General features: G+C 60.5%; 18 protein-coding genes. 9 read left to right on the forward strand and 9 right to left on the reverse strand.

Annotation, left to right across the window (positions count from 1 at the left end; translation table 11 throughout):
* Positions 1-8 precede the first annotated feature (8 nt).
* Positions 9-716 carry an autoinducer binding domain-containing protein gene (locus tag NH234_RS25835; protein ID WP_367254708.1) on the forward strand — a complete coding sequence of 236 codons (708 nt, stop codon included), beginning with the start codon at positions 9-11 and terminating at the stop codon, positions 714-716.
* Positions 717-889: 173 nt separating this feature from the next.
* Complete coding sequence (locus tag NH234_RS25840) at positions 890-2,014, forward strand: methyltransferase (RefSeq protein WP_367254710.1); 1,125 nt, start codon at positions 890-892, stop codon at positions 2,012-2,014.
* A 69-nt stretch (positions 2,015-2,083) separates the two neighbouring features.
* On the opposite strand, the gene NH234_RS25845 is transcribed toward NH234_RS25840, so the two are convergent.
* The 3 genes from NH234_RS25845 to NH234_RS25855 are packed head-to-tail and all read right to left on the reverse strand — an operon-like array spanning position 2,084 to position 4,756.
* Positions 2,084-2,251: a DUF2474 domain-containing protein gene (locus NH234_RS25845; protein WP_007950992.1), complete on the reverse strand. Its 168-nt coding sequence runs from the start codon at positions 2,249-2,251 to the stop codon at positions 2,084-2,086.
* Between the two features lie 57 nt (positions 2,252-2,308).
* On the reverse strand, positions 2,309-3,316 hold the full coding sequence (gene cydB, locus NH234_RS25850; RefSeq protein ID WP_007950993.1) for a cytochrome d ubiquinol oxidase subunit II: 1,008 nt from the start codon (positions 3,314-3,316) through the stop codon (positions 2,309-2,311).
* A gap of 3 nt (positions 3,317-3,319) precedes the next feature.
* Positions 3,320-4,756, reverse strand: coding sequence for a cytochrome ubiquinol oxidase subunit I (locus tag NH234_RS25855; RefSeq protein WP_367254712.1), 1,437 nt, complete (start codon positions 4,754-4,756; stop codon positions 3,320-3,322).
* A 402-nt stretch (positions 4,757-5,158) separates the two neighbouring features.
* On the opposite strand from NH234_RS25855, the gene NH234_RS25860 reads away from it, so the two are divergent.
* Positions 5,159-6,397, forward strand: a complete 1,239-nt coding sequence (locus NH234_RS25860) for an MFS transporter (protein ID WP_367254714.1) — start codon at positions 5,159-5,161, stop codon at positions 6,395-6,397.
* Between the two features lie 5 nt (positions 6,398-6,402).
* Here NH234_RS25860 and NH234_RS25865 read toward each other — a convergent pair whose 3' ends face one another.
* Both NH234_RS25865 and NH234_RS25870 read right to left on the reverse strand, forming a co-directional pair.
* On the reverse strand, positions 6,403-6,954 hold the full coding sequence (locus NH234_RS25865; protein ID WP_085733021.1) for a DJ-1 family glyoxalase III: 552 nt from the start codon (positions 6,952-6,954) through the stop codon (positions 6,403-6,405).
* 67 nt (positions 6,955-7,021) lie between these two features.
* Positions 7,022-7,471 (reverse strand): DUF4879 domain-containing protein, encoded by a 450-nt coding sequence (locus NH234_RS25870; protein WP_085732881.1) that lies wholly within the window; start codon positions 7,469-7,471, stop codon positions 7,022-7,024.
* A gap of 220 nt (positions 7,472-7,691) precedes the next feature.
* Between NH234_RS25870 and NH234_RS25875 the strand changes: the two genes are divergently transcribed.
* Positions 7,692-8,987, forward strand: a complete 1,296-nt coding sequence (locus NH234_RS25875; protein ID WP_085697559.1) for an NCS2 family permease — start codon at positions 7,692-7,694, stop codon at positions 8,985-8,987.
* Positions 8,984-10,063 carry a tRNA (uridine(54)-C5)-methyltransferase TrmA gene (trmA, locus tag NH234_RS25880; protein ID WP_085732882.1) on the forward strand — a complete coding sequence of 360 codons (1,080 nt, stop codon included), beginning with the start codon at positions 8,984-8,986 and terminating at the stop codon, positions 10,061-10,063. Before NH234_RS25875 ends, trmA begins: the two co-directional genes overlap by 4 nt.
* Positions 10,064-10,118: 55 nt before the next feature.
* Here trmA and NH234_RS25885 read toward each other — a convergent pair whose 3' ends face one another.
* Both NH234_RS25885 and NH234_RS25890 read right to left on the reverse strand, forming a co-directional pair.
* A complete protein-coding gene (locus tag NH234_RS25885) occupies positions 10,119-10,565 on the reverse strand; it encodes a hypothetical protein (RefSeq protein WP_085732883.1) in 447 nt (148 codons plus the stop codon).
* Positions 10,562-10,990, reverse strand: a complete 429-nt coding sequence (locus NH234_RS25890) for a DUF4160 domain-containing protein (RefSeq protein WP_085732884.1) — start codon at positions 10,988-10,990, stop codon at positions 10,562-10,564. The genes NH234_RS25885 and NH234_RS25890 overlap by 4 nt, the downstream gene beginning before the upstream one ends.
* A gap of 204 nt (positions 10,991-11,194) precedes the next feature.
* Between NH234_RS25890 and NH234_RS25895 the strand changes: the two genes are divergently transcribed.
* From NH234_RS25895 to NH234_RS25905, 3 genes are all read left to right on the forward strand, one after another.
* Positions 11,195-12,106 carry a LysR family transcriptional regulator gene (locus NH234_RS25895; RefSeq protein ID WP_085732886.1) on the forward strand — a complete coding sequence of 304 codons (912 nt, stop codon included), beginning with the start codon at positions 11,195-11,197 and terminating at the stop codon, positions 12,104-12,106.
* 140 nt (positions 12,107-12,246) lie between these two features.
* The gene (gene aroQ, locus NH234_RS25900) at positions 12,247-12,687 is read left to right on the forward strand and encodes a type II 3-dehydroquinate dehydratase (RefSeq protein WP_085732888.1); all 441 of its coding nucleotides are present in this window, start codon (positions 12,247-12,249) and stop codon (positions 12,685-12,687) included.
* Positions 12,688-12,692: 5 nt separating this feature from the next.
* Complete coding sequence (locus tag NH234_RS25905; RefSeq protein WP_367254718.1) at positions 12,693-13,547, forward strand: shikimate dehydrogenase; 855 nt, start codon at positions 12,693-12,695, stop codon at positions 13,545-13,547.
* 33 nt (positions 13,548-13,580) lie between these two features.
* On the opposite strand, the gene NH234_RS25910 is transcribed toward NH234_RS25905, so the two are convergent.
* Together NH234_RS25910 and quiC are read right to left on the reverse strand one after the other, a co-directional pair.
* Positions 13,581-14,258, reverse strand: coding sequence for a TetR family transcriptional regulator (locus tag NH234_RS25910; RefSeq protein WP_085732890.1), 678 nt, complete (start codon positions 14,256-14,258; stop codon positions 13,581-13,583).
* Between the two features lie 102 nt (positions 14,259-14,360).
* Positions 14,361-16,262: a 3-dehydroshikimate dehydratase QuiC gene (quiC, locus tag NH234_RS25915; RefSeq protein ID WP_367254721.1), complete on the reverse strand. Its 1,902-nt coding sequence runs from the start codon at positions 16,260-16,262 to the stop codon at positions 14,361-14,363.
* Between the two features lie 274 nt (positions 16,263-16,536).
* Between quiC and NH234_RS25920 the strand changes: the two genes are divergently transcribed.
* Positions 16,537-17,874: an MFS transporter gene (locus tag NH234_RS25920; RefSeq protein ID WP_367254723.1), complete on the forward strand. Its 1,338-nt coding sequence runs from the start codon at positions 16,537-16,539 to the stop codon at positions 17,872-17,874.
* The last annotated feature ends 6 nt before the right edge of the window (positions 17,875-17,880 follow it).

Here is a 17,880-nt window from a genome sequence, read left to right on the forward strand (position 1 = left end):
CATTCAAAATGGAAAGGTGGAAGGAGTACCAGATAGAGCAGATCACGCGTGCGAAGGAAATCGAGAACGCATTCCCGATTTTGAGCACATTTGCCAGGAACCTCGGTTTTCAATTTTGCGGCATTAAAGTTTCGCGGCCTGGTTACCCGTCATTCAAATCGTTCAATATCAATAACTTCCCAATGGCATGGAACGATGAATACGAAAAAAATTACGAAAGTGATGACCCGATAACAGCTTACTGCGATCGTTCCATGCTGCCGTTTCTCTGGAGCAGGAAAGCCTTCTCGAAGACTCCGCTAATGTGGGATGCGCTTCAAAATCACGGGATGCAACATGGTTGGTCGCAGTCGTATCGCGACGAGAAAAACGACTTATGTTGCACGGTCAGCCTGGCACGAACCCACTGCGAAATTTTTGCCCTGGAGCTGTACAACGAATATGGCGTGTTGCATTACGTCTTGCAGCATTTGTGTGCGTTGTTCCTCACTGCATTCCCCCCAATACTGGCCAAACCACCCCCCGTGCGATTGTCCACACGGGAACTCGAAATCGTGAGGCTTTGCGCCTTGGGTAAAACAGCTTGGGAAATCGGCCAGATTCTGAACGTAGCCGAACGGACCGTGACCTATCACATCAAGAACCTGATCATTAAGTTCAACGTCTGCAACAAGATGTCGGCCGTCATCGCCGCCTCAAAGGCCGGATATCTCTAGCCCCCTCTTCCACTGCACTGAAATCAGACGAGTATTACCAACAAAAAAAACGTACCATTTGCAACCTTCCTGAGTGATGTCGTGAACTTTCACGCCGCTGTCCACTCGGTCGGTTCCGCCGCACAACACTCAGGGCCGCGGGACACCCGTCGATTACCCAGAGTCCCCGCCCCATGCCTTTGCTCGATACGCCCTTCGCCCAGCTTGATCTGATCCGCCAGCCCGAACAGCAGAACGAACCGCTGCAAGCCTTCGACGCGGCCGACGAATACCTGCTCAATCATCTGGCCGAGCAGAACCCAGCGGCAAACACTCGGGTATTGGTACTCAACGATAGCTTTGGCGCGCTGGCCATCAGCCTCTGCGGCAAAGTGCAGGTCAGCACCAGCGGCGATTCGTTCCTGGCGTTTCAGGGCCTGGAGAAAAACCTGCTGCGCAATGGCCAGGTGTTCGATGCGCTACGCGGCACGCCGGCCAGCGAGCCGTTCGTCGGGCCATTTGACCGAGTGCTGATCCGCGTGCCAAAAACCCTGGCGCTACTGGAAGAACAACTGATTCGCCTGCAAGGCCAATTGGCACCCGGCGCTCAGGTGGTAGCCGCAGCCATGGTCAAACACTTGCCCCGCGCTGCCGGTGATCTGCTGGAGCGCTACATCGGCCCGGTTCAGGCTTCGCTGGCCGTGAAGAAGGCGCGCTTGTTGATCGCCACGCCTGAGGCCAAGGCTCCGGCCGCCTCGCCTTATCCGACCCGCTATCGCCTCGACGAGCCGGCCATCGAACTGCTCAACCACGCCAACGTGTTCTGCCGCGAAGGGCTGGATATCGGTACTCGCGCCTTTCTTCCGCACTTGCCGAAGAATCTCGGCGCGGCGCGGGTTGCCGACCTCGGTTGCGGTAACGGTGTACTGGCCATCGCCAGCGCCCTGCAAAACCCTGATGCGCATTACACGCTGGTGGACGAGTCGTTCATGGCCGTGCAATCGGCGGCCGAGAACTGGCGCGTGGCATTGGGTGAACGTGAAGTGATCGTTCGCGCCGGCGACGGTCTGGCCGGGCAGGAAGCGCAATCGCTCGACGTGGTGCTGTGCAACCCGCCGTTCCACCAGCAACAGGTGGTCGGCGACTTCCTTGCCTGGCGCATGTTCCAGCAGGCTCGCGAAGCGCTGGTAGTTGGCGGTGCGTTGTACATTGTCGGCAACCGTCACTTGGGTTATCACAGCAAACTGGCGCGCCTGTTCCGGGGTGTCGAGCAAGTCGCGGCCACGCCGAAATTCGTGATCCTCAAGGCGCGTAAATAATCCGGGCAAAAAAAACCCTCCGGTCGGAGGGTCAAAAATCCGTGCCGCAAGGCAGCGGGATGGGAAGTCTCAGTGCGTGGTCAGGCCTGCTGCATTCATGAACATGCGCATCAGGCTGGCGACGATGAACAATGCACCGACGCTGCCGACCCAGATCATGGCCAACCAGCCGAGCCGCTGCCACAGCGGTTTTTTTTCGGCTTCTTCAATGTCGTGCAGGGAATGTTTGCCGGTCATGCTTGCATCCTCCGGTTGAGGGAGATGGCGCCGCCGACGGCGCCATCGTGATCAGCCCTAGTGATAACCGTCTTCGTGGGTGACCTTGCCGCGGAACACGTAGTAGCTCCAGAAGGTGTAACCCAGGATGAACGGGATGATGAACAGCGTGCCGACCAGCATGAAGCCCTGGCTCTGCGGCGGAGCGGCTGCGTCCCAGATCGAGATCGACGGCGGCACGATGTTCGGCCACAGGCTGATGCCCAGACCGCTATAGCCGAGGAAGATCAGCACCAGGGTCAGCAGGAACGGCATGTAGTTGGCATTGCGTGCCACGGCGCGAATCAGACCGTACATCGTCACCAGCACGAGGATCGGCACCGGCATGAACCAGAACAGGTTCGGCATGCTGAACCAGCGCGTCGCGATTTCAGGATGAGCCAACGGCGTCCAGAGGCTGACGATGCCGATCACCGCCAACAGCACGAAGGCCAGAGGGCGCGCCAGGTTGTGCATCTGCTCCTGCAGCTTGCCTTCGGTCTTCATGATCAGCCAGGTGCAGCCGAGCAAGGCATACGCCACCACAAGAGCAGCGCCGCAGAACAGCGTGAACGGCGTCAGCCAGTCCAGTGAGCCGCCGGCATATTGCCGGTTGACCACGGGCAAGCCGTCGATGAACGCGCCGAGTGCAACGCCCTGGAAGAACGTCGCCGCCACCGAACCGCCGATGAACGCCTTGTCCCACAGATGACGCTTGTCGTCCTTGGCCTTGAAGCGGAACTCGAACGCCACGCCGCGGAAAATCAGCCCGATCAGCATGAAGATCAGCGGCAGGTACAACGCCGACAACACCACCGAATACGCCAGCGGAAACGCGCCAAACAACGCAGCACCGCCCAGTACCAGCCAGGTTTCGTTGCCGTCCCACACCGGGGCGACGGTGTTCATCATCACGTCACGGTCGACTTTGCCCGGGATGAACGGGAAGAGAATCCCGATCCCCAGGTCGAAACCGTCCATGACCACGTACATCATGATCCCGAAGATGATGATCACGGCCCAGATCAGCGGAAGATCAATACCCATGACTCAAATCTCCTTGGTCAGGCTGCGGTCGTGTTCGGCGCCATCGTCGTCGGCAGCGGACAACGGACGGGCCGGTGTGCGTTTCTGGCCAGGACCACCGTCGTTGGTTTCCTTGCCTTCGTCGGTCTTCGGCCCTTTGCGCACCAGGCGCATCATGTAGCCCAGACCTGCACCGAACAGCGCGAAATACACCACCACGAACATGATCAGCGTGATGCTCATCTGCATGAAACTGTGGTTGGAAGACGCATCCGCCGTGCGCATCAGCCCGTAGACCACCCACGGCTGACGACCGATTTCAGTGGTGAACCAGCCCGCCAGGATCGCGATCAGGCCGGACGGCCCCATCCACAACGCCAGGTACAGGAACGGCCGCGAGGTGTAGAGCGTGTCGCGCTTGCGCAGCCACAGGCTCCAGAGGCCGGTGAAGATCATCAGGAAGCCGAGGCCGACCATGATCCGGAACGACCAGAACACGATGGTCGAATTCGGCCGGTCTTCAGGCGGGAACTCCTTGAGCGCCGGGACTTGCTTGTCCAGCGAGTGGGTCAGGATCAGGCTGCCGAGGTAGGGGATCTCGACGGCGTACTTGGTCTTCTCTTCCTTCATGTCCGGCCAGCCGAACAGGATCAACGGCGTCGCTTCGCTGCCGACGTTTTCCCAGTGACCTTCGATCGCGGCGATTTTCGCCGGCTGATGCTTGAGGGTGTTGAGACCGTGGAAGTCACCGATGACCGCCTGGATCGGTGCAACGATCAACGCCATCCACATCGCCATCGACAGCATGGTGCGAATCGCCGGGTTGTCTTTGCCGCGCAACAGATGCCAGGCCGCCGACGAGCCAACGAAGAACGCCGTTGCAACGAACGCGGCAGTTGCCATGTGCATCAGGCGATACGGGAACGACGGGTTGAACACGATTGCCAGCCAGTCGGTCGGGATTACCTGACCGTTGACGATCTCGAAGCCCTGCGGTGTCTGCATCCAGCTGTTGGACGCGAGAATCCAGAAGGTCGAAATCAACGTACCGATGGCCACCATCACCGTGGCGAAAAAGTGCAGGCCGCGCCCGACCTTGTTCCAGCCGAACAGCATCACGCCGAGGAAACCGGCCTCGAGGAAGAACGCCGTGAGCACTTCATACGTCAGCAACGGCCCGGTAACGGAACCTGCGAAGTCCGAGAAGCGGCTCCAGTTGGTGCCGAACTGGTAGGCCATGACCAGGCCCGAGACCACGCCCATGCCGAAGTTGACGGCAAAGATCTTCGACCAGAAATGGTAGAGGTCACGGTAGGTGTCGTTGCGGGTTTTCAGCCACAGGCCTTCCAGCACCGCGAGATAGCTCGCAAGACCGATGGTGATCGCCGGGAACAGGATGTGGAACGAGATGGTGAACGCGAACTGAATTCGGGCGAGATCCAGGGCCTCTAAACCGAACATAAGCTTTCCTCTATCAGATAACGGTTCCAGGACTGGCGGCCTTGAACCACTGCCCCCACGGGTATGGAGTGCGGCGAACTCGGATTCGTTCTTCTTTTTTACAGGCATCGCGACGCAGGGAGTCTGTCGACGGGTCCGCGATCGTTTCCACGAAGGGTCTTGATCTGGATCAATCAACGTTGAAAGAGTAGTCCCATTTCCGACGGGGAACCGCGTGGTCTTTTGCCGCGTGACAAGTTGCCTCACAGTCCTGGCAACGCCCTGAAATACATCCTTGGCCGGGTACGGTGTCCGAGTGCGGAAAAATCGATGTCTGGCTAACTAAATTTTCTGTCATAGCAACTTCCTGTTACAGACAGGTGATAATCTCGCGATTCCCCCTCGATCAAGACCGGCCCGCAGATGCCCAGCCAAGAGCCCTTGCTGTTACGCCACCACCGTCCCTTTCTTGCGTTCTGGTTTGCCCGGATCTTCACTGCCAGCGGTTTCCAGATGCTCACCGTAGCCATCGGCTGGAACCTCTATCAACTGACCGGCAACGTGCTCGACCTTGGCTTGGTCGGTTTGGTGGAATTCGCCCCACGGGTGTTGTTCATGCTGCACACCGGTCACGTTGCCGACCGCTACGACCGATGCAAGGTCGCGGCAATCTGTCAGTCGTTGCAGGCGTTGATCGCCCTGGCACTGGCCATCGGCAGCGCTACTGACCATGTCACCCGGGAAATGATCTTTATCCTGGCGTTCCTTCTGGGTGCTGCGCGCTCCTTCGAAATGCCGACCACCCAGGCGCTGCTACCGAGCATCGTGCCCAGCGTGCTGTTCCCACGGGCGGTCGCGGCGGCGCAGTCGGCACAGCAATCGGCCACCATCGTCGCCCCGGCGCTCGGCGGTCTGCTCTATGCCTTCGGCAGCGTCTGGGTCTATGGCCCGACGGTCGTTCTGTATGTCATTGCCTGCACCCTGATGCTCAACCTGCCCGCGCGACAGACCCCGCTGAACAAAGGCAAGGCAACACTGGATTCGTTGCTGGCGGGGATTCGCTTTATTCGCAGTCGCCCGGACATTCTCGGGGCGATCTCGCTGGATCTGTTCGCCGTGCTGCTCGGCGGCGCCACGGCGTTGTTGCCGGTGTTCGCCAAGGACATCCTGCTGACCGGACCTTGGGGCCTCGGGTTGCTGCGTTCGGCGCCGGCTGTGGGGGCGTTGATGATGTCGCTGTTCCTGGCGCGCTTCGCCGTCGAACGCAACGTCGGCCGGGTGATGTTCACCGCCGTCGGCGTATTCGGTGTGGCCACCATCGCCTTCGGTCTGTCGACGTCGTTCTGGTTCTCGCTGGCGGTGCTGGTGGTGCTCGGCGCGGCGGACATGATCAGCATGGTAATCCGCGCCTCGTTCGTGCAACTGGAAACCCCGGACGAAATGCGTGGCCGGGTCAGCGCGGTGAACGGCCTGTTCATCGGCGCCTCGAACCAGTTGGGCGAATTCGAATCCGGCCTCACCGCTCACTGGTTCGGCACCGTGCCAGCGGTGGTGATGGGCGGGATCGGTACGCTGGTGGTGACCGGGACGTGGATCAAACTGTTCCCGACCCTGGCCAACCGCGACCGGATGCATGTGCCGGTGGAAGAAGTGAAGGCCTGACGATCTCAGACCAATAATTCCCCTGCTATCTTCGCTCTGGCGGCCTTGCCCGCCAGTTGCTCGACCAGTGTCAGGGAGAAATCCAGCGCGGCGCCGGAGCCCTGGGCGGTGATGCAATTGCCATCCACCACCACCGGTTGATCAACAAACGTGCAACCGGAGAGGTTATGGCTGGTAACGGGCAGGCAGGTCATGCGCCTTTGGCGCAAAACACCGAAACTTTGCAGGGCGACCGCCGGGGATTCGGCGATGGCGGCGAACAGTCGCCCGGCGCTGGCCTGGTCCTTGAGTAGTTGTTGCAGGGGCTGGTGCGCGGCAAGGTGTTGTGCGCCGACAGCACCGCCGGGCAGGACGATCAGATCGAAAGTCTGGGCCAGCACATCAATGAGCATGCCGTCGGCGGTCAGCCGCGTGCCTCGGGCGCAGGTGAGCATGCGCCGGCCCTCGATGCTGGCCGCCACCACTTCGACACCGGCCCGACGCAGCACGTCGATCAGGGTTACGCATTGCAGATCATCGATGCCCTCGGCGAGGGTAATCAGGGCTCTAAAGGTCATGGGCGCCATCCGCTGGGAGATCTTTAAAGCGTAGTCAGCTTTGCCCTGCCCTGTTCGGCTACAGCCGTTACTTGATGTAAAGCTGGGTCGACATCGTGTTGCGCGGGGCGTTGATCGACGTGTTGCTGAAGGTAAAGGTGCCTTCCTGACGGGCCGCCAGATCGAAGGTGTACAGCGAACCGACGGTTTTCGCACCTGGCGTGCATTCGGTCAGGTTGCCGTTATCAAAAGCACAGACCGGGCTCCGGGTGCCGTTCACTTCGAAACCGTCCAGCGCTGCCTGAGGCTGGCTCTGGCCGTAGCCGATTTCCAGCACATAGACCTTGATGCCCGGCGCGCTGTGATCGCAACGGGTCTGCACCTGGCCATCGGTAATGTCTTCGAGCCCACAGGACGACGACTGAACCTTGATGACTTTCACCTCGCTCAATGGCGGTGCCGACGCCGCGAGTGCCGCCGATGCACCGGCCAGCAGCAAGGCCATCAATCCTGCGCTCTTCATCCAACCCTTGGTCATGCGATCCATCCCCGAAAAAACAGCGCGCAGTATGGCGTACTTGGTCGTGGTGCAAAACTTCGCCGACGATCGACACCAACATCCGCCATCTTCCTCACGCTGCTGGTATGATGCGCGGCTTTTTCCGGCCCACCACAATTTTCCAGGCGCTTGCGACGGTCTGTGCTTTGCTGTTGAGGTCGATACATTCACGGCGCCACGCGCGCCACGGGGAGCAGACATGCTGGAAAGGCTGTTTCAACTCAAGGCACACAACACCAACGTGCGGACCGAGATACTGGCGGGCGTCACGACCTTCCTGGCCATGGCCTACATTCTGTTCGTCAACCCGAGCATCCTCGGCGAGACCGGCATGGACAAAGGCGCAGTATTCGTCGCCACGTGTCTGGCAGCCGCCATTGGCTCCACAGTCATGGGTCTGATCGCCAACTACCCGATCGCCCTTGCGCCGGGCATGGGTCTGAACGCCTTCTTCACCTACACCGTCGTGCTGCACATGGGCCACACCTGGCAAGTGGCGCTGGGTGCGGTGTTCATTTCGGCCGTGTGCTTCTTCCTGCTGTCGATCTTCCGCATCCGTGAATGGATCATCAACAGCATTCCGCTGCCGCTACGTTCGGCGATTGCCGCCGGTATCGGCCTGTTCCTGGCGCTGATCGCCCTGCACAACGCCGGCATCGTGGTCGGTAACCCGGCGACCATGGTCGGCCTCGGTGACCTGAAACAACCGGCCCCGATCCTCGCCACCCTCGGTTTTGCCCTGATCGTTGCCCTTGAAGCGCTGAAAGTGCGCGGCGCGGTGCTGATCGGCATTCTGGTGGTGACCATCGTCTCGATCGTAATGGGCTTCACCCCGTTCGGCGGCGTGACTTCGATGCCACCTTCGCTGGCCCCGACGTTCCTGCAACTGGACATCAAGGGTGCGCTGGACATCGGTCTGGTCAGCGTGATTTTCGCTTTCCTGTTCGTCGACCTGTTCGACAACTCCGGCACCCTGATCGGCGTCGCCAAGCGTGCCGGCCTGATGGGCAAGGACGGCCACATGCCGAAAATGGGCCGTGCGCTGATCGCCGACAGTACCGCTGCGATGGCCGGCTCGCTGCTGGGCACCTCGACCACCACCAGCTACATCGAATCCGCTGCGGGCGTGAGTGCCGGCGGCCGCACCGGCCTGACCGCCATCGTCGTCGCGATCCTGTTCCTGCTGGCGCTGTTCTTCTCGCCACTGGCCGCCAGCGTACCGGCCTTCGCCACCGCGCCGGCGCTGCTGTTCGTCGCCGTGCTGATGACTTCGGGCCTGGCGGAAATAGACTGGGAAGACATCACCGTCGCCGCGCCGGTCGTGGTCACCGCCCTGGCGATGCCTTTCACCTATTCCATCGCCAACGGCATCGCCTTCGGCTTCATCGCCTGGACCGCGATCAAACTGCTGTCCGGTCGCGCCCGCGAGCTGAACCCAGCGCTGGTGATCCTGTCGATTCTGTTCGTGATCAAGTTGGGTTGGTTCAACGCATGACTTTCGATTCCCAGGCCTACGCCGCACAACTCGAAGACAAGGTCACGCGCCTGCGTGACCTGCTGGCCCCGTTCGATGCGCCGCAGCCAACGGTGTTCGACTCGCCGCTGCAGAACTTCCGCCTGCGCGCCGAATTCCGCCTGTGGCGCGAGGGCGGTGAGCGGCACTACGCGATGTTTTCCCAGGACGACAAACGCACGCCGATCCTGATCGAAGAGTTTCCGATCGCCAGCCTGCGCATCAACCAGTTGATGCCGCAATTGAAGGCGGCATGGCAGGCCAGTGCGGCACTGAGCCACAAGCTGTTTCAGGTGGAGTTTCTGACTACCCTGGCCGGCGACGCGATGATCACCCTGTGCTATCACCGTCCGCTGGACGAACACTGGCACGCTGCGGCCACCAAACTGGCGGCGGATCTGGGCGTCAGCATCATCGGCCGCTCCAAGGGCAAGCGCGAAGTGCTTGGCCTCGATTACGTGGTCGAGAAACTGGAAGTCGGCGGTCGTACCTTCAGCTATCGCCAGCCGGAAGGTGCATTCACCCAGCCCAACGGCACCGTGAACCAGAAGATGCTCAACTGGGCATATGAAGCACTGGGCGATCGCAGCGACGACCTGCTGGAGCTGTACTGCGGCAACGGCAACTTCACCCTGCCGCTGGCGACCCGCGTGCGCAAAGTGCTGGCCACCGAAATCAGCAAGACCTCGGTTAACGCTGCGTTGAGCAACCTGGCCGAAAACGCTGTGGATAACGTTACTCTGGTGCGCCTGTCCGCCGAAGAGCTGACCGAAGCCCTGAACGAAGTTCGGCCGTTCCGTCGCCTGCACGGTATCGACCTGAAAAGCTACGAGTTCGGCAGCGTGTTCGTCGACCCGCCACGGGCCGGCATGGACCCGGACACCTGCGAACTGACCCGTCGCTTCGACAACATTCTGTACATCTCCTGCAACCCGGAGACCCTGGCAGCCAACATCGCCCAACTGCACGACACGCACCGCATAACCCGTTGCGCGTTGTTCGACCAGTTCCCGTGGACTCACCACATGGAGTCCGGCGTGTTGCTGACCCGGCGTTGATCGCAGGTGCCAGATACGAGAAAGCCGTCCTCATCGACGGCTTTTTTGTACCTGCTCACGGCACGGGATCGATCTTGCTCGGGCGCCCGCCCTTCCTGCCGTTGGCCCGTGCGGCTTCAGCTTTCGCGGTGCTGCTCTGGCGGCCATTACGGGAGGCGATCACCGAGGCGGCCATGGCCATCAATGGCTGACTGGCGGAGATCATGCCGGCGATGGAAACCTGCAGGTCCTTGCCGTCGTGGCAAAGGGCGGTGCCGGCGAAGCCCACACTCAACCCGCTGAAGTCTTCGGGTTCGAAATCATCGAATTCACGGTAGAGATTCACTGGCAGCAGCACGCCACTGTCGTCCTCGAAGCGAATCACCAGACATGGTTTCTGAAAGGCTACCGACACGGCTTGCAGGCTGCTGCGACGGCGCAGTCCTCCCCGCTCAACAGCCTCATCGAGACGCTTTTCCGTTACCGGTCGATCAGCATGCAAACCGGCTTTTACTGTTTTCATAGTTCGATCTCCACACCTTCCTGAGCACCAACCAGGGCCAGCAGGGTTTTGTTTTCTTCTGGTTCGTAATACGCCGACCCGATCCTGAAGGTCTCACCGGTCACTTCACGCATGACGGCCACTTCGTTCGAGTCCCCGTCCCACCATTGGTTATCGAGACAGGCAGTCTGTAGACGAGTCCACCAGATTCGACGGGCCCGCCGCAGATGATTCGTTTCACGCAGCGATTGGCGCAGCCCCTCAAGCACTGCAATCGGTGGCTGACCCGACAGGGGCACCACATCCCATAACTCCACGCCGTTGTGCCAGAAGCTGAATTTGAAGCGGGCACTCCATACACCTGAATCTACGTGCGCATGGGGCGGACAATGTTCGTCTCGCAACATGATCACCACTGACAATCCCTTGTAACTGCACACTTTCATGCCAACCCATCCATTAGGTTAAAGAATTCGTAAACTGCCATTCCCTGACAATTCCGACCATCGGCATTGCTGCCCTCCAGTGATCATTACGTTTTCGAGCCTAGTGCGGGTTTCAGGAAAGCCTCGCGCAAAATGGTAAGCAGTTCTTTCGCAGCGACCGCGCATTTGCTACATACGAAGACTCATTCCCCGGTGTAATCAATCATGCAGCGACACTTCGACGACCTTCAGCTGGGCAGCATCGAGTTGTTTTGTCTGGCCGCCGAGTGCGGCAGTTTCACCGCTGCGGCGCAGGCGGCTTCGGTGACGCCGGCGGCGGTGAGTCGCTCGGTTTCGCGCATGGAGGAACGCTTGGGCGTGCGGTTGTTCGCGCGCACGACCCGCAGTGTGAAATTGACCGAGAGCGGCCGACGCTATTACGAAGAATGCCGTCAGGCACTGGCGCAACTGGTCGAGGCACAACGGGAAGTCATGGGCCAGCAGCAGGAACCGTCCGGCACCCTGCGGATCAGTATTCCTACAACCTACGCCCATCATCGGATCCTGCCGCTGCTGCCTGCCTTTCGTGCGCGCTTCCCGCAGGTGAAGGTCGACATGCACATCAGCAATCGCAACATCGACTTCGTCGGCGAGGGTTACGACATGGCGATCCGTGTGCGAGTGATTCCAGACTCAGGCCTGATCGCCCGCCATCTGGAAGACGCGGCGCTGGTGATGGTCGCCAGCCCCGACTACCTGAAACGTGCTGGCACGCCGCAGACACTCGAAGACCTCGAACAGCACGAATGCATCCAGTACGAACTGCCCAGCAGCGGACGGCGGATCACCTGGCTGTTTTACGAAGAGGACGCGCCACGGGAAATCCTCGCCGAGGGCAATTTCTGTTGTTCCGATGACGTGCTGGGCGGCGTGACCCTGGCCAGACACGGCGCCGGATTGTTCCAGACCTATCGCTTCATCGTCGAAAAAGAACTGGCCGACGGGTCGCTGATAGAAGTGCTCAAACCCTACAGCGGACGCTCGCGACCGTTCACGTTGCTGTACCCGCAGAATCGCCACATGCCGCTGCGTGTCAGGGCTTTCATCGATTTTCTGGTGGAGCAATTGCCGAATTGAGTTTCGCCAGTGTGCGATCACCGCACACAAAACAGGACTGTCGATGCAGAGCCATTGCTTAAAGTAACCAGCTAGTACAATTTAACTCCACAGGTCGAAACCCTCGACCCAAGCCAAAAACAATAAGTGGAGTTTGCCCCATGCCCCCTATCGTTCTGGTGCTCAACGGCCCGAACCTGAACCTTCTCGGCACCCGTGAACCGGCGACCTACGGTCACGAAACCCTGGCCGACATCTCTGCCCTGTGCGGTCGCGCTGCCGAAGAATTCGGCTTGGCCGTTGAGTTTCGCCAGACCAACCACGAAGGCGAACTGCTCGACTGGATTCACGGCGCCCGTCAGCGCTGCGCCGGCATCGTCATCAATCCGGCCGCCTGGACTCACACTTCGGTCGCGATCCGCGACGCCCTGATCGCCAGCGAACTGCCGGTGATCGAAGTGCACCTGTCCAACGTTCACGCCCGCGAGCCGTTCCGTCATCACTCGTTCGTCTCGGCCATCGCCACGGCAGTGATGTGCGGCTTCGGCAGCCACGGCTATCGCCTGGCCCTGGAACATTTCAGCCAGCGGCTGAAGGGGTGATCCGCATGAATCGCAACAACGTGATACTCGCAGGACTGATCGGCGCTGGCATCCAGGCCTCCCGCACCCCGGCCCTGCATGAGCATGAGGGCGACGAACAGGGCCTGCGTTACTTGTACCGGCTGATCGATCTCGATCAACTGCAACTGGACAGCAACGCCCTGCCCGACCTGCTGCTGGCCGCCGAGCGGATGAACTACACCGGGCTGAACATCACCTTCCCTTGCAAGCAGGCAATCATCCCGCTGCTCGATGAATTGTCCCCGGAAGCCCGAGGCATCGGTGCCGTGAACACGGTGGTGCTGAAGGACGGCAAACGCGTCGGCCACAACACCGATTGCCTGGGTTTCGCCGAAGGTTTTCGTCGCGGCCTGCCAGACGTCGCCCGCGAACGTGTAGTCCAGATGGGCGCTGGTGGCGCAGGCGCGGCAGTGGCCCACGCCTTGTTGAGCGAAGGCGTACAGCAACTGAGCATTTTTGATGTGGACGTGGAGCGCGCCGAATGTCTGGCCGACAACCTCAACCAGCATTTTGGTGCCGGTCGGGCGGTTGCCGGGCATGATCTGGCGAGCACGTTGAGTCAGGCCGACGGCCTGGTAAACACCACGCCGATGGGCATGGCCAAATTACCCGGCATGCCCGTGCCGGCGGCATTGCTGCGGCCCGAGTTGTGGGTGGCGGAGATCGTGTATTTCCCGCTGGAAACCGAACTGCTGCGCAACGCCCGCGCCCTGGGTTGCCGAACCCTGGATGGTGGCAACATGGCGGTGTTTCAGGCAGTGAAGGCGTTTGAACTGTTCAGCGGTGTGGCGCCGGATGCGCAACGAATGCTGGCGCATTTTCAAAGCATGAATGGATAAAACCGTGAGGGGGCGACGCCCCCTCGATACCGATCAGGCCTGCAGGTAACGCAGCACCGATTCGCAAATCATTTCGCGATGACGCTGCTTGATGGTCTCGTCCGGCAGGTCGATCTGAAAGATCTCACCGAACGTGTGGCGGTTCGATACGCGATAGAAGCAGAACGAACTGATCAGCAGATGCACATCCAGCGCGTCGAGCCCGGCGCGGAACACACCTTCAGCGGCGCCGCGCGCCAGGATCTCGCCCAGCGAATCGAGGATCGTGTTGTTCATCGCCTTGATCGCATCGGAACGCTTCACGTACTCGGCGTTGTGGATGTTTTCGATGCAGACGATGCGCACGAAATCGACGTTGCGGTCGTGGTGATCGAAGGTGAATTCCACCAAGCGCCGGATCGCCTCCACCGGCGGCAGCTCGGCCAGATGCAAACGGTTTTCAGTGCTGCGGATATCGCCGTAGAGCTTCTCCAGCACCTCGACATACAACTGCTCCTTGCTGCCGAAGTAGTAATAGATCATGCGTTTGGAGGTGTGGATGCGCTCGGCGATCGCGTCCACGCGAGCACCGGACAGCCCCTGCTGGACGAACTCGACGATCGCCTCCTGCAGGATGTTCTCGCGGGTTTTTTCCGGGTTGTTCTTGCGACTCTTGCGCGGCTCTACCGCTGATGAAACGGGGGCTGCGGAAAGTTCTGAAGTCATTGTCATTGCGGGCTCACGGCCATCACTGCACAGGCTGGCGATTATGGGCCGCGCAGCACAGTGAAGGAAGCCGCGCGACCCGGGTTTAATCCCGCGTTTACGAATTTCCTACAACTTCGCCTGGCGAACTGCGCCACTGCGTGATTTGGCCATCGCCGCCAACCGCACCGCAACGTTGGCCGCGCCGTAACCGGCATAACCGTTCTTGCGCTGGATGATCTCGAAGAAGAAGCGCCCTTCGAACGGCTCGGTATAGACGTGAAACAACTCGCCGCCCTGAGCGTCGCGGTCATACAGCACGTTGTAGTACGCCAGCTCGCTGAGGAATTCGTCATCGAAATCGAAACGCGCCGCGAGGTCGTCGTAATAGTTCAGCGGGATGTCCAGCAGCGGCACCCCCGCCTCTTTCGCCCGGCTGACTTCGGCGAAGATATCGTCGCAATCAAAGGCGATGTGATGCACCCCGGAGCCGCGATAACTCGACAGCGCGTGTGAGATCGCAGTGTTGCGGTTCTCGGAAATGTTCAGCGGCAGACGGATCGAACTGTCGCGGCTGCGCAGCGCGCGACTCTTCACCAGCCCGTACGGATCCGGCAGCACCACTTCGTCATCGGCCTCGAAATCCAGCAGGCTCTTGTAGAACAGCACCCAACTGTCGAGGCTGTCTGCAGGAAGCGCCATGGCCATGTGATCGATGCGCTTGAGGCCGCCGCGCGCCACTGCATCCGGCAGCAGGTTGAAGTCGGTGCCGTAGACATCCGCCTCCTGATCCACCAGATAAATCAGGCTGCCGTCCGGCGCACGCACCGCCGCCAGTTCCAGCTCGTTGGGGCCGACCAGTCCGCGATACGGCTGACCTTTATAAGCGACAGCACGGGCCAGCGCACTGGCGCTATCCTTGACCCGCACGGCAGTGGCGCACAGCGAAGGGCCGTGAGCCTCGAAAAAGCTGTGGCCGAACGAATAGGGTTCGGAGTTGAGGATCAGGTTGATATCGCCCTGACGCAACAGGCTGACGCTCTTGGAGCGATGCTGGCCGGCCTTGACGAAACCCAGCCGTTCCAGCCAGTTCGACAGCTTGGCGCCCAGGCTTTCATCTACGGCGAACTCAAGAAACTCGATGCCGTGGTATTCGCTGGCCTTCGGCGTTTCGAAGAGGATTTCGCGGTTATCCACAGGACGAATTTCCTGCTCCAGACGCTGGCGGGTTTTCTCCTCCAGGTACAGCAGCGAACGCAGACCGTCGGCCGCATTGGCCCGAGGCGGCGCGGCGCGGAAGCCGTCGTTGAAGATTTCCAGCGACAGCGGCCCGGTGTAGCCGCTCTGGATGATTGGCGCGAGGAAGCCCGGCAAATCGAATTCGCCCTGTCCCGGGAAGCAGCGGAAGTGCCGGCTCCACTCCAGCACGTCCATCGCCAGGATCGGCGCGTCGGCCATTTGCACGAAGAAAATCTTGTCGCCGGGAATCTCGGCAATCGCCCGCGGATCGCCCTTGAGCGACAGTGTGTGGAAGCTGTCGAGCAACACGCCGAGGGCCGGATGATCGGCCTGACGCACGATGTCCCAGACCTGTTGATAAGTGTTCACGTGACGGCCCCAGGCCAGCGCTTCATAACCGATGCGCAGGCCACGGGCGCCGGCGCGCTCGGCCAGCAGACGCAGGTCGTCGATGAGGATCTGTTGATCGCCGATACTGTCGGGGGAGGCATTGCTGCAGACCAGCACCAGGTCGGTGCCCAGTTCCTGCATCAGGTCGAACTTGCGCTCGGCCCGCTCCAGATTGCGCTCCAGACGATCGCGGCGGCAGCCTTCAAAATCGCGGAACGGCTGGAACAGGGTGATGGCGATTCCAAGGTCGGCGCACATCTGCCGGATTTCCCGGGGACTGCCGTCGTAATACAGAAGATCGTTCTCGAAAATCTCCACCCCGTCGAACCCGGCGGCGGCAATGGCTTCGAGTTTTTCCGGCAGGGTTCCGCTCAAGGAAACGGTGGCAATGGATCGCTGCATGTTTCAACTCCCGGTGGAGACGTCGGCTACGGAAATTGCGCCGCTTTTATAGAGTGAGCGAATTATTGGTCCCGGTTTTTCATTGAGCAATTTAAACTGTACTACCCGGTTAGTTTTGCGTGCGATTATCGAACACAATGCCGGTTTGGCGAATTGACGATTTTTCGCCCACTGCCCAACATCCGTCTCACCTTGAGTCCGGAACTGAACCACCGGTCGCAGCGTGCAAAAAAGAAAGCACACCAAATAACAAATCCAAAAACGGGTGGAACACATGATTCCTTCACAGACTTCCCGCATGGCTCCGGCCATGAGCACTGCCACGGGTGGCATCGGCGACAAGATCCGCGGCGCCATGGCCGTCGGCAAGACCCGTTGGGGCATGCTGGCGCTGGTGTTTTTCGCCACCACCCTGAACTACATCGACCGCGCCGCCCTCGGCGTCATGCAGCCGATCCTTGCCAAGGAAATGAGCTGGACGGCGATGGACTACGCCAACATCAACTTCTGGTTTCAGGTCGGCTACGCGATCGGCTTCGTGCTGCAAGGACGGCTGATCGACCGGGTCGGCGTCAAACGCGTGTTCTTCTGCGCGGTGCTGCTCTGGAGTCTGGCCACCGGCGCCCATGGTCTGGCAACCTCGGCGCTGGGCTTCATGGTCTGCCGGTTCATCCTCGGCCTGACCGAAGCGGCCAACTACCCGGCCTGCGTGAAGACCACGCGCCTGTGGTTCCCGGCCGGCGAGCGCGCCGTGGCCACCGGCATCTTCAACGCCGGCACCAACGTCGGCGCGATGTTCACCCCGATGCTGCTGCCGCTGATCCTTCACGTGTGGGGCTGGCAGGCCGCGTTCCTGTGCATGTCGGCACTGGGCGGGATCTGGCTGCTGTTCTGGGGCCTGAAGTATTTCAATCCGGAAGATCACCCGAGCGTGAAGCAGTCCGAGCTGGACTACATTCAGAAAGAAGTCGAACCGGAACAGGCCCGCGTGCCGTTCTCGCGAATCCTGCGCATGCGCGGCACCTGGGCCTTCGCCCTCGCCTACGCGCTGACCGCGCCGGTGTTCTGGTTCTACCTGTACTGGCTGCCGCCGTTTCTCAATCAGCAATACAACCTGGGCATCAACGTCACCCAGATGGGCATTCCGCTGATCATCATTTACGTCACTGCTGACTTCGGCAGCGTGGGTGGCGGGATTCTGTCTTCGTTCCTGATCGGTCGCGGCATGAACTCGATCAAGGCGCGGCTGCTGTCGATGTTCCTGTTCGCCTGCTGCATCATCGGCGTGGTCATGGCCGCCGGTTCCGCCAACCTGTGGATCGCAGTGGCCGCCATCTCCCTGGCCATCGGCGCGCACCAGGCCTGGACCGCCAACATCTGGAGCCTGGTAATGGACTACACGCCCAAGCACATGATGAGCACGGTGTTCGGTTTCGGCGGCATGTGCGCGGCAATCGGCGGGATGTTCATGACCCAGATCGTCGGCCACATCCTGACCGTCACCAACAACAACTACACCGTGCTGTTCACCCTGATCCCGGCGATGTACTTCATTGCCCTGACGTGGATGTACTTCGTGGCACCGCGCAAGATTCCTACCGTCACTGAGTAACCCTCC

The organism is Pseudomonas sp. stari2 (genome assembly GCF_040760005.1).
Lineage (GTDB): Bacteria > Pseudomonadota > Gammaproteobacteria > Pseudomonadales > Pseudomonadaceae > Aquipseudomonas.

Coding starts and splice junctions, on each gene's coding strand:
- cydB (WP_007950993.1), bottom strand. CDS start 3,316: ATGGGTATTGATCTTCCGCTGATCTGGGCCGTGATCATCATCTTCGGG.
- NH234_RS25865 (WP_085733021.1), bottom strand. CDS start 6,954: ATGACCTTTAGAGCCCTGATTACCCTCGCCGAGGGCATCGATGATCTG.
- NH234_RS25835 (WP_367254708.1), top strand. CDS start 9: ATGGAAAGGTGGAAGGAGTACCAGATAGAGCAGATCACGCGTGCGAAG.
- NH234_RS25860 (WP_367254714.1), top strand. CDS start 5,159: ATGCCCAGCCAAGAGCCCTTGCTGTTACGCCACCACCGTCCCTTTCTT.
- quiC (WP_367254721.1), bottom strand. CDS start 16,262: ATGCAGCGATCCATTGCCACCGTTTCCTTGAGCGGAACCCTGCCGGAA.
- NH234_RS25855 (WP_367254712.1), bottom strand. CDS start 4,756: ATGTTCGGTTTAGAGGCCCTGGATCTCGCCCGAATTCAGTTCGCGTTC.
- NH234_RS25875 (WP_085697559.1), top strand. CDS start 7,692: ATGCTGGAAAGGCTGTTTCAACTCAAGGCACACAACACCAACGTGCGG.
- NH234_RS25870 (WP_085732881.1), bottom strand. CDS start 7,471: ATGACCAAGGGTTGGATGAAGAGCGCAGGATTGATGGCCTTGCTGCTG.
- NH234_RS25905 (WP_367254718.1), top strand. CDS start 12,693: ATGAATCGCAACAACGTGATACTCGCAGGACTGATCGGCGCTGGCATC.
- NH234_RS25910 (WP_085732890.1), bottom strand. CDS start 14,258: ATGACAATGACTTCAGAACTTTCCGCAGCCCCCGTTTCATCAGCGGTA.
- NH234_RS25895 (WP_085732886.1), top strand. CDS start 11,195: ATGCAGCGACACTTCGACGACCTTCAGCTGGGCAGCATCGAGTTGTTT.
- trmA (WP_085732882.1), top strand. CDS start 8,984: ATGACTTTCGATTCCCAGGCCTACGCCGCACAACTCGAAGACAAGGTC.
- aroQ (WP_085732888.1), top strand. CDS start 12,247: ATGCCCCCTATCGTTCTGGTGCTCAACGGCCCGAACCTGAACCTTCTC.
- NH234_RS25920 (WP_367254723.1), top strand. CDS start 16,537: ATGATTCCTTCACAGACTTCCCGCATGGCTCCGGCCATGAGCACTGCC.
- NH234_RS25840 (WP_367254710.1), top strand. CDS start 890: ATGCCTTTGCTCGATACGCCCTTCGCCCAGCTTGATCTGATCCGCCAG.
- NH234_RS25890 (WP_085732884.1), bottom strand. CDS start 10,990: ATGAAAGTGTGCAGTTACAAGGGATTGTCAGTGGTGATCATGTTGCGA.
- NH234_RS25845 (WP_007950992.1), bottom strand. CDS start 2,251: ATGACCGGCAAACATTCCCTGCACGACATTGAAGAAGCCGAAAAAAAA.
- NH234_RS25885 (WP_085732883.1), bottom strand. CDS start 10,565: ATGAAAACAGTAAAAGCCGGTTTGCATGCTGATCGACCGGTAACGGAA.